Annotated in this window: 8 protein-coding genes; 2 read left to right on the top strand and 6 right to left on the bottom strand. The window is 71.4% G+C overall.

Translation table 11 applies throughout. From position 1 onward, the window contains the following. Positions 1-193 precede the first annotated feature (193 nt). Positions 194-1,105 (bottom strand): AEC family transporter, encoded by a 912-nt coding sequence (locus tag ACFQV6_RS43925; protein ID WP_378033686.1) that lies wholly within the window; start codon positions 1,103-1,105, stop codon positions 194-196. 222 nt (positions 1,106-1,327) lie between these two features. Here ACFQV6_RS43925 and ACFQV6_RS43930 point away from each other — a divergent pair, with 222 nt between their 5' ends. Beyond that, the gene (locus tag ACFQV6_RS43930; RefSeq protein ID WP_378033687.1) at positions 1,328-2,677 is read left to right on the top strand and encodes an FAD-dependent oxidoreductase; all 1,350 of its coding nucleotides are present in this window, start codon (positions 1,328-1,330) and stop codon (positions 2,675-2,677) included. Between the two features lie 217 nt (positions 2,678-2,894). On the opposite strand, the gene ACFQV6_RS43935 is transcribed toward ACFQV6_RS43930, so the two are convergent. After that, a complete protein-coding gene (locus ACFQV6_RS43935) occupies positions 2,895-3,929 on the bottom strand; it encodes a YndJ family protein (protein ID WP_378033688.1) in 1,035 nt (344 codons plus the stop codon). Positions 3,930-4,256: 327 nt separating this feature from the next. Here ACFQV6_RS43935 and ACFQV6_RS43940 point away from each other — a divergent pair, with 327 nt between their 5' ends. Further along, positions 4,257-7,202 carry an Ig-like domain-containing protein gene (locus tag ACFQV6_RS43940; protein WP_378033689.1) on the top strand — a complete coding sequence of 982 codons (2,946 nt, stop codon included), beginning with the start codon at positions 4,257-4,259 and terminating at the stop codon, positions 7,200-7,202. A gap of 69 nt (positions 7,203-7,271) precedes the next feature. On the opposite strand, the gene ACFQV6_RS43945 is transcribed toward ACFQV6_RS43940, so the two are convergent. The 4 genes from ACFQV6_RS43945 to ACFQV6_RS43960 all read right to left on the bottom strand — a co-directional run bounded on the left by ACFQV6_RS43945 (position 7,272) and on the right by ACFQV6_RS43960 (position 9,721). Further along, positions 7,272-8,210: a GNAT family N-acetyltransferase gene (locus ACFQV6_RS43945; protein ID WP_378033690.1), complete on the bottom strand. Its 939-nt coding sequence runs from the start codon at positions 8,208-8,210 to the stop codon at positions 7,272-7,274. A gap of 161 nt (positions 8,211-8,371) precedes the next feature. After that, complete coding sequence (locus ACFQV6_RS43950) at positions 8,372-8,884, bottom strand: AAA family ATPase (RefSeq protein ID WP_378033691.1); 513 nt, start codon at positions 8,882-8,884, stop codon at positions 8,372-8,374. A gap of 55 nt (positions 8,885-8,939) precedes the next feature. Then, positions 8,940-9,278 carry an ArsR/SmtB family transcription factor gene (locus tag ACFQV6_RS43955; RefSeq protein WP_378033692.1) on the bottom strand — a complete coding sequence of 113 codons (339 nt, stop codon included), beginning with the start codon at positions 9,276-9,278 and terminating at the stop codon, positions 8,940-8,942. Further along, complete coding sequence (locus ACFQV6_RS43960; protein WP_378033693.1) at positions 9,275-9,721, bottom strand: SRPBCC family protein; 447 nt, start codon at positions 9,719-9,721, stop codon at positions 9,275-9,277. The genes ACFQV6_RS43955 and ACFQV6_RS43960 overlap by 4 nt, the downstream gene beginning before the upstream one ends. Positions 9,722-10,140: the final 419 nt, after the last annotated feature.

Here is a 10,140-nt window from a genome sequence, read left to right on the forward strand (position 1 = left end):
CTGGCCGCCAGCGGGGCACTTCCCGCCCAAACACCCCGCCCAGCACCAGCCCACCCACCCAGCTGGCCGCCAGCGGGGCCCCCGCCGCCCAAACACCCCGCCCAGCACCAGCCCACCCACCCAGCTGGCCGCCAGCGGGGTTATCCGGCCGCGGGGACAGCACCCACAACCAGCCGGGCGAACGACGCCGGGGTCAGAGCGCGAACAACGCCGCGATCACCATCATCACCGGGACGCACGCGACCGTGGAGAGGAACACCGCGTCGCGGACGAGGACGATGCCGGTGCGGAACTGCTGGGCGTACAGGAAGATGTTCTGTGCTGTCGGCAGCGCGGCGAGGACCGTCACGGCGTAGGTGGCGTCGCGTGACAGCCCGGCGGCCAGCGCCATGCCGAACGCGATCACCGGCATGCCGGCCGCCTTGAGGGTGACGGCGACGATCGTGGGCGTGCGGTCCGGGCCGGGGGCGAGGAGCCAGCGGCCGGAGAGGGACATGCCGAAGGCGAGCAGCACCATCGGGACCGCGGCCTGGCCGAGCGTGGTGATCGGGTCCAGGACGACGGCGGGCAGGCGCAGGCCGGTCAGCGCGACCGCGGCGCCGAGCAGCACCGCGATGATCAGCGGGTTGCGTGCCGGGCGTCGCAGCACCGAGCGCCAGGTCGCCCGGCCGGTCGTGGCGAACTCCAGGAGCAGCATGGCCAGCGGCGTGATGATCAGCAACTGCAGCATCACGATCGGCACGACGAGGGTGGCGTCGCCGAGGACGTAGGTGGCGATCGGCAGGCCGATGTAGTTGGCGTTGGTGTAGCCGCCGGCAAGCGCGCCGAGGATCCGGGCGGACGCCTCGCGTTTCCGGAAGGCCAGCGCGAAGATCGTGAAGCAGGTGACCGCGGCGGCGGTCGAGACCAGCAGCGGCCGGGTGAAGAGCACGGCCGGGTCGGCGGCGGCGACTCCGGTGAAGAGCAGGCAGGGAGTCAGCACGAGGTAGACGACCCGGCCGACCAGGGGACCGGTCCGCTCGGGCAGCCCGGCCCAGCGGCGCAGCGCCCAGCCGGTCGCCACGATCGCGCCGATGAGAACGAACCCACTCAGCGCCGAGATCATGAACCTGACCGTAGTGCGGGACGGGAAATGTGGCGCCACCCACATCCGCCGACGTGACTTAGGGCGCCCTTACCCGTACGGAATAAGGTCTGGCCTGGAAAGACGCGGCCGTGACCCGGTCGCGAACGTCCGGTGTGATGCGGATCGCCGCATTGATCTCAACCGGGGTTGAGGTTTTACAGTCGCACCGCACTCGACCGCGCGAGCAAGGGAAGCACAACCATGGATCGCCCCCTGCGGGTTGCCGTCATCGGCGCCGGTCCGGCCGGCATCTACGCCGCCGACCACCTCATCAAGGCCGACCCGACGGCTACCGTCGACATCCTCGACAAGCTTCCCACCCCCTACGGCTTGATCCGGTACGGCGTGGCGCCCGACCACCCCCGGATCAAGGAGATCATCAACGCCCTGCACCGGGTGATGGACAACCCGCGGATCCGGTTCCTCGGCAACGTCGCCTACGGGGTGGACGTCAAGCCGGAGGAGCTGAGCCGCTTCTACGACGCGACGATCATCGCGACCGGCGCCGAGAAGGACCGCAACCTCGACATCCCCGGCATCGACCTGCGCGGCAGTTACGGCGCGGCGGACTTCGCCTCCTGGTACAACGGCCACCCGGACGTCCCGCGCGAGTGGCCGCTGGAGGCGAGGGAGGTCGCCGTCATCGGCGCCGGCAACGTCGCCGTCGACGTGGCCCGGATCCTGGCCAAGACCGCCGACGAGCTGCTGACCACCGAGATCCCGGACAACGTCTATCAGGGCCTCAAGGCAAGCCCGGTCACCGACGTGCACGTCTTCTCCCGGCGCGGCCCGGCGCAGGTCAAGTTCACCCCGCAGGAGCTGCGCGAACTCGACCACTCGCCGAACGTCGAGGTGATCGTCCACCCGGAGGGCATCGAGTTCGACGAGGGCAGCCTCGAGGCGATACGCAAGACCCGGCACGTCAAGATGTGCGTCGACATCCTGCAGAACTGGGCGGTACGCGACCCCCGCGACCGCCCGCGCCGCCTGCACCTGTACTTCCTCCAGGCCCCGGTGGAGGTGCTCGGCGAGGACGGCCGGGTCGTCGGCCTGCGCACCGAGACGCAGGAGCTGACCGGCGACGGCTGGGTACGCGGCACCGGCGAACTCACCGACTGGCCCGTCCAGGCGGTCTACCGCGCCGTCGGCTACCTCAGCACCGCCCTGCCGGACCTGCCGTTCAACACCTCGACCGGCACCATCCCGCACGACGCCGGACGGGTCCTCGACCTCGACGGCGAGCACATCCCCGGCCTCTACGTGGCCGGCTGGATCAAGCGCGGTCCGGTGGGCCTTATCGGTCACACCAAGGGCTGCTCAGGCGAGACCGTCACCAGCCTCCTCGAGGACCTGAAGTCCGGCCTGAACGCGGCCGACAGCCCCGGCCTGGACGAGGTCGTCACCTACCTCAAGGGCCGCGGCCTGCCGCTGACCACCTGGGCCGGCTGGCAGCTGCTGGACCAGCACGAGATCGCCCTCGGCGAGCCGCACAGCCGCAAGCGCGTCAAGGTCGTCCCGCGCGAGGAGATGACCGCGATCAGCAACGCGTGACCTTCGGTGGGCGACTCCGGAACTTTCGGAGTCGCCCATCTGCGTTTATACACATCTTTGCGATGGACCGTTGACGTGCTTGCGGGCACAGGCCGATACTTCCGGCATCAGGGTCGTCGATGTTGCAGCGGCTCTGGACAACTCACGCACCGGGCCCCCGCCAGGCTCGGCGCGATGAGGCGCCGAGGCTGCACTCCGCCCCGGCGCGTGCGCCAGATCACGATCCGGCCCGGCGCGGGGTGACGCCGAGTCCGCCTCCTGCGCGGCGCGGGGTGGCGCCAGGCCCGGACGTGATCTGACGCGGGGTGGCACCGGTGCCGCGCCCGGCTCGGCGTGATGGGGCGCCGGGCCCGGCGGCTCGGCGTGAACGGACGCCGGGCGGGACGATCGGGCGTGATGGGACGCCTGGTCGCACGGCCCGGCGCCACCCCACAACCCCGCACACCGCGAACCCGAGCGCGTTGGCGACCCCGTGCGTGGCGGCCATCCAGCCCAGCGACGGGTGCGGGATCCCGGTCGCCTGTCCGGCCGCCCAGCTCAGCGCCAGAACCATCGACGCCACCAGCACCACGGCCGACGTACCCAGCAGCACCCCCGTCAGCCGGTCGCGCTTCCGGCCTGAATCCCGTCCATGCCACTGGTCGCGTGCGTGCCGCCAGGTCAGCCATCCCACGATCCACATCCCGGCGGTCAGCACCACGGCCCCCGCCAGCTCCACGAACTCCCCCGCCGCCTCCCCTGTGAGGTACCCGCCCAGCACCAGCAGCGTCCCCGCCGGCACAGTCAGCGCCGCAACATCCGCCCACCGCCCCGGCGAGACCCGCCGATGCAGCCCGGCGATCAGCGCCGCCGCGAACCCGGCGAAGTGAAAATGCGCCACGGTGAGCGCCAGCACCCCCATCTCGAACCCGAGAAGCCGATGCCCCGCCCGCTCCGCCACCAGCGCACTGGCCGCGATCCCCGGGCTCACCAGAGCCGTGACCACCGCAACCTTCGAGATCCACGCACGCTTCGCACGCCAGACAACCCCCATCGCGTACGCACAAAGCGCCCCCGCCACAACCAGGTAACCCAACGCCAGCCCCGCGGCCACCACCCCTCGCGGCAACCAGAGGCTCACCGCCGCCGGCGCCGCACCCACCAGCCACCACCGCCAGGCGCCGTCAAGCTTCGGCTCCCCCACCAGCCGCAACCCACCCGGCACCACCACCAACATCCCCACCATCACCAGCAGGTTCACCAGCACCCACACAGCCGCCCCCCTTTCTTGAACACGTTCAACTAACTCCACCCTACCCCGCCTCTCCCCCGTCCCCGCCGACCCGTTCAGCTGGTCATGAGCGGGGCCCGCCGCCCGAAATGCCCCCGCTGGGAGCCAGCCGAGCCAACCAGCTGGACGTGAGCGGGGCCCGCCGCCCGAAATGCCCCCGCCCAGCACCAGCTGAACCGACCGGCTGGGCGTGAGCGGGGCGGTCGGCGGGGCGGGGCGGGCTGCGGGGCGGGCGGCGGGGGGTGCAACAGATCTAGGTGGACGGATATCTGACAGCGGGACGGGGAGGGGATGTGCCAGGTTGTCGGCATGCTGCGTCGACTTCGGACAGTCGCTGTTGCCCTACTCCCCGCAATCGCCGTGTTGGTCCCGGTTACCCCGGCCCGCGCCGCAATAGTTCCGATCGCGAAAGTCAACTTTCAGCCCGCCACCACAACCACACCCGCCGGTTACACCGCGGACACCGGCGCCGCCTTCGACACCGCCCGCCGCTCCGGCTGGGTACGGCAGGACGACCGCACCCCCCTCGACCTGACCCGCAACACCCGCGACCGGGCCCGCTCCGGCATCGACCCGAGACTCAACACCGTCATCCACCTCCAGTACGGCGACACCGGCGGCACGAACGGTGTCGCCACCGCCGGCGCCTGGGAGTTTTCGCTCTCCGCCGGCCGCTACCAGGTCACCGTCTCCGCGGGTGACCAGCCCTCCTACGACAGCTCGCACACCGTCCGCGTCGAGGGGACGCCGGCGATCACCGGGTTCGTCTCCACCGCCGCCGCGGAGTTCCGGCAGGCCACCGTCACGGTGAGCGTCACCGACGGCCGGCTCACCGTGGACGCGGTGGGCGGCACCAACACCAAGCTCAACTACGTCGAGATCGCGCAGGTCACCGACGAGCCGCCGGCCGCCCTGGCCGCCACCGCGAGCGACAGCCAGGTGGCCCTGAGCTGGACCGGGAGCAGCGGGGACTTTCAGATTCTCCGGAACGGGACGCTGCTGGGCACGTCGGCGCGCACGTCCTACCTGGACACCGCGGTCACGAACGGGACCACCTACAGCTATCAGGTCAGGGACGCGTCGGGCCAGACGAACACGGCCACCGCGACGCCCGCCGCCCGCACGCTGAAGGTCAACTTCTCGGACGCCGCGACCGCGCCGCCCACCGGCTACGTGCGGGACTCCGGCGATGCCTACACGGCCGCGCGCGGTTACGGATGGGTCGATCTCGGCGAGCGTACGCCCGCTTCTCTGATCGGAAACGGCCGTAACCGCAATCCGGAGGCCGGGCAGAGCGATGTCCGCCTGGCCACGCTGATGCACGCGCAACTGCCGGCCGGATCGGGCGGCGTGACCACGCCGGGTGCGTGGGAGGCCGCGCTGCCGGCCGGTCTCTACACCGTGACCGTCGCTGTCGGCGACGCCGGAACCGCCGTGAACAGCGTGCACTGGGCGAACGTCGAGGACCAGAACGCGATCGCCGGTTTCGTGCCGACGGCCGCGGCGCGTCACGCGACAGCGACGCGCACAGTCCGGGTCACCGACGGCAGGCTCACCCTGACGCCGTCCGGCGGGACCAACACCAAGTTCAACTACATCGACATCGTGTCGGTGCCCGCTTGGGGGGCTTTTCCGACGGTACGGTCGAGCACACCTGCCAACGGGACGACAGCCGTGTCGACGACAACGAGCGTTGTCGAGGATCTCGTCCTGCCCAATGGCGGTGTCGCCGCGGCGTCGCTGACCGCGTCCACGGTGACGCTGACCCGGCTCTCGGACGGCGCGAGCGTCCCGGCCACCACGATCACCAGCGGTGGCGGTGACGTCGTCAACCTCTCCCCGACGGCCGCGCTCGCGCCGAACACCGCCTACCGGTTCACCCTGACCAGCGGGGTGAAGGACGTCACCGGGAAGGCGTTCGCACCGTACTCGATCGTCTTCACCACCGGCGCGGGCGGTCCGGTCGGCGGCCCGATCGCGTTCGACAAGACCGTCGGCGTGGCCACCGGCGCGTCGTTCACCACCGTGGTGAAGGGCCCGGACGGTCGGCTCTACGCCGGCACCCTGGACGGGCGGATATTCCGCTTCCCGATCAACCCGGACGGGACTCTCGGAACAGCGACGATCATTTCTTCCGTACGCGACAACGCCTCTGCCCTGAGCCTGCCCGGCGCACCCGCCCGGACCGTCATCGGCATGGTCTTCGATCCCGCGTCGACGGCCGCCGCGCCGATCCTGTGGGTGACCGACAACTACGAGTACGTCGGCCCGCTCAACGTGCCCGACTGGTCCGGCCGCATCGGGCGCCTCACCGGTGCCGATCTGGGCACCTACACGCCCGTGGTGACCGGCCTGCCGCGCTCGGTCAAGGACCACGAGACGAACTCGCTCGCATTCGGGCCGGACGGCGCGCTCTACCTCAGCCAGGGCGCCAACAACGCGATGGGCGCCGCCGACTCCACCTGGGGAAACCGCCCGGAACGGCTGCTCAGTGCCGCGATCCTGCGCCTCGACCCGGCCCGTCTGCCCGCCACCCTGCCGCTGAACGTCAAGACCGAGGACGGGGGCACCTACGACCCGTACGCCACCGGCGCGGCGCTCACCCTGCACGCGACAGGCGTACGGAATGCCTTCGACCTGGTCTGGCACCGCAACGGTCATCTGTACGCACCGACGAACGGCTCGGCCGCCGGCGGCAACACACCGGCGACCCCGGCCACCCTGCCCGCCGCCTGCACCCGCCGCGGCTACACCGGCCCGGCCGTGCCCGCCCTGACCGGCGTGCCCACCGCCGAGACCGACTACGTCTTCGACGTGAAGGCGGGCCGCTACTACGGCCACCCCAACCCGCTGCGCTGCGAATGGGTCCTGGCCGGCGGCAACCCGACCTCCGCGGTCAACCCGTTCGAGGTTCCCGCCTACCCGGCCGGCACCCTGCCGGACCCGAACTTCGATCTCGCCGGCACGTACGACGCGGGCCTGCACGCCTCCGCCAACGGGGTCGTCGAGTACCGCGGCAACGCGTTCGGCGGTGCTCTGGACGGGAAGCTGCTCGTCGTGCGGTACTCGTCCGGCCAGGACATCCAGACCTTCGACGTGGCGCCGTCGGGGGCACTCAGCAACCGGGTCACCGGGCTGACGGGCCTGACCGGTTTCAGCCAGCCGCTCGACGTCACCGAGGACGTGGCGACCGGGTTCCTCTATGTGACCGAACTGGGGGCCGGCCGCATCACGCTGCTCAAACCGCGCCTCTGAGCGTTGTCCGGCTCGGCGGCCGGGCCGCACGCCCGATCATCGGGTGCGCGGCCCGGCCCCGTGCCAGGGTCAGCGCCAGGTCATGTCGATCTGGTGCTCGAAGGTGATGTACCCGGCCCGGGCGAAGGCCGCCGCCATCGGCGCGTTGCCGAGGTCGGTGGAGGCCCGGATCCGGGGCACGTCCTGGCCGGCGAGAAGCCTCGTGCCCGCGGCCAGCACCTCGTCGGCGTAGCCGTGGCCGCGGTGGGCGGGCACGACACCGATGTAGGCCATGATCGGGTTGTAGCCGTTGTGCGCCGGGATGACAAAACCGACCGGCTCACCGTCCGGCAGGGTCGCGACCCGCCACCAGTCGTGCGGGCTCGTGTAGCGGTCGAGCTCCTCGCGGTACTGCTGCTCGGCGGACTCCCGCGCGGTCATCCGGCTCAGCTCGTCGCGGCTGTGCGCGTCGAGTGTGCCCTCCAGGACCAGCGTCATCAGGTCGATCAGCTCGGCGGCGTCGTCCGGCGGGCGGAACGTCAGCCGTCCACTCGGCGGCGGGACCGGGGTGCCCGGCCGCCATTCGAGGCGCAGCCGCTCCACGAAGACGCGTGCGCCGGTCTTCTCGAGGACGCTCTTCCAGCGGGGGTCGCCGTGGTCACGCCAGTCCGGTGCGAGGAACCGGGTGTAGTCGGGCGGCGTACCGCGGGCGGGTGCGGCGGCTTCGAGTAGGCGTACGCCATCGGGTTCCTCGGCGACGTCGAAGACGTCCATCAGCGCCGGCTGCGGATCGCCGGGCCGCGACCACCACCCGGCGCGGGCCGTGACGCGGTCGCCGCGAAGGGCCACCCACAGCCATTCCGGATGCCGGCGCCCGGCGGTGAGGTCGTTGCCGATCTCGGCGTTCAAGACGTACGGGAAAGAGGTGAACAGGTCGAGCTCGTCCGGCCCGGTGATCGGGCGCAGGACCAGCTCTTGGTCGTGCTCTTGCTCGTTGTCGTGCTCGTGCTCGTTGTCGTGCTGAGTCAAGGCGTTCTCCGTTGTCAGGAGCGCCCCGCCGGTTCCGGGCTCGGGTCAGCCGAGATCCCCGGAGGGCGGGAGCGCGGTTTCCATGCGGTACATGCGTCAGCCCTCCCTTCTCGTAGTCAGGCCGCCAGTTCTACCGGCCGTCCGATCCGCCCGCAACCGGATTAGCCGAGTTCGCGCAGCCAGGTCTCGAAGGCTGCCGGGGAACGGAGCCGGACGATCCGCAGGTGGTTCTCCCGCGCGGTGCGTGCGGCCAGGTAGGTGCGGCGCTGCCGGAACGTGCGGACGGCGAACCAGAGCGGGTGAGCGGAGGCGAACCAGTCCCGCCACCGCTCGACGTTCCCGCCGAACAGCGGCTCCCGCCGCCAGGAACGCAGCAGCGACCGGCGTAGCAGGCGGGGCAGCACCACCCGGCGCGGGTAGTCGAGCCAGACCACGGTGTCCGCTGCCGCCCACATGGCATCCCTGACCTGCGGGTAGCCCCAGGAGTCGAAGATCCACGCGGGTTCGCGCAGGATCGCGGCGATGTCGCTTTCGAGAGCCGGGCGGGTCGACCACTCCGGTCCGAGCGCGAGCACGTCCATCTCATGGAACGGCAGGTCCAGCCGGGCAGCGATGCGGCGGGCGGCGGTCGTCTTGCCCGCGCCCGACATCGCCACCACCAGCACCCGCCGCACACCCCTCATGATCGCGGCAGCCGCCCCGGCATCATCGCCGGGGCGACCCCCTCGGCTATTTCGCGGACGGCCGCTGAATCGCCTCGGCGATCCGCTTGATCCGCTGCAGGCGGGCGTCCCACGCCTGTCCCACCGACGCCAGCTGGGCCGCCGCCCGGGTGAGCTGCTCGTCGTCCACCCGATACCTCTTCTCCCGGCCCGCCGCGATCGAGCGGACCAGCCCGGCCCGGTCGAGGACGGCGAGGTGTTTGGCCACCGCCTGCCGGGTGACCGTCATCTGCTGGCTGAGCGTGGTGGCGGTGCCGCCGTCACCGATCAGCAGCAGGTCGAGCATCCGGCGGCGCGTCGGGTCACCGATCGCCGACCAGAGATCGTCGTCGACGACGGTGCTCACGGCCGGACCCGGATGGACGCGACGTGCGGCGCGATGCGCGGCAGGAAGAAATCCCATCCGCTGACGTGCGAGTTGTACTGCTCCTCCAGGACGGCGACCTCCCAGCCCATCTCACGGAAGCCGGTCTCCGTCATCCGCAGCAGCGTCCCGTCACCCTTGGCCGTCAGCTCGATCGTGACAAGCAGCGAGTTCCCCTCCGCGGCCGCCTCGCCCGCCGGGTGCGTCCACCGGAACCGGAAGATCCGCGGCGGCCGCGCCTCGACCACGGTGAACGACTCGACCGTGTCCCCGAAGGAGATCTCCCCGGTCGCACCCGCCACCGGCTCGTACCGGGCATCGTCCGGCCACCACTGCTTGACGTGCTCCGGATCGCTCACCACCTCGAACACGATCTCCGGCACCGCGTCGACGTAGATCTCCCGCTCAATCGTCCCGAACTCCATGACATCCTCCTGCAACCTTTGGTTGCACATCACGCTAGCCGGTCACCCCACCACGCGCAACCGTTGGTTGCATATTGGGGCTCGCGTCGGCAATTCAGCTCAGGGGACGAGCCCGGGACCGGAGCGCGGAACCTGGAGGCGGTCAGGGCAACACTGAGCATCCGCACAGCGCCACGGCCACGCCCGGGATCCGCACAGCGCCACGGCCACGCCCGGGATCCGCACAGCGCCACGGCCACGCCCGGGATCCGCACGGCGCCGGAGCGGCCCGGCCAGGCGGCGGTCCACGTGCGAGGTCACGGCGGTGGTCGCGCCACGTGACCGGAGCGGCTGGCGCTCACGCTGGTAGTCCCGCCTCCATAGCCTGCGTAGCCGCCAGCCAGGCGGGGGCGGCGGGGCGGCGGGGCGGGGGCGGGGCG

Origin of the sequence: Actinoplanes sp. GCM10030250, assembly GCF_042666575.1 — a bacterium.
GTDB lineage: Bacteria > Actinomycetota > Actinomycetes > Mycobacteriales > Micromonosporaceae > Actinoplanes.

Coding starts and splice junctions, on each gene's coding strand:
- ACFQV6_RS43925 (WP_378033686.1), bottom strand. CDS start 1,105: ATGATCTCGGCGCTGAGTGGGTTCGTTCTCATCGGCGCGATCGTGGCG.
- ACFQV6_RS43960 (WP_378033693.1), bottom strand. CDS start 9,721: ATGGAGTTCGGGACGATTGAGCGGGAGATCTACGTCGACGCGGTGCCG.
- ACFQV6_RS43940 (WP_378033689.1), top strand. CDS start 4,257: ATGCTGCGTCGACTTCGGACAGTCGCTGTTGCCCTACTCCCCGCAATC.
- ACFQV6_RS43930 (WP_378033687.1), top strand. CDS start 1,328: ATGGATCGCCCCCTGCGGGTTGCCGTCATCGGCGCCGGTCCGGCCGGC.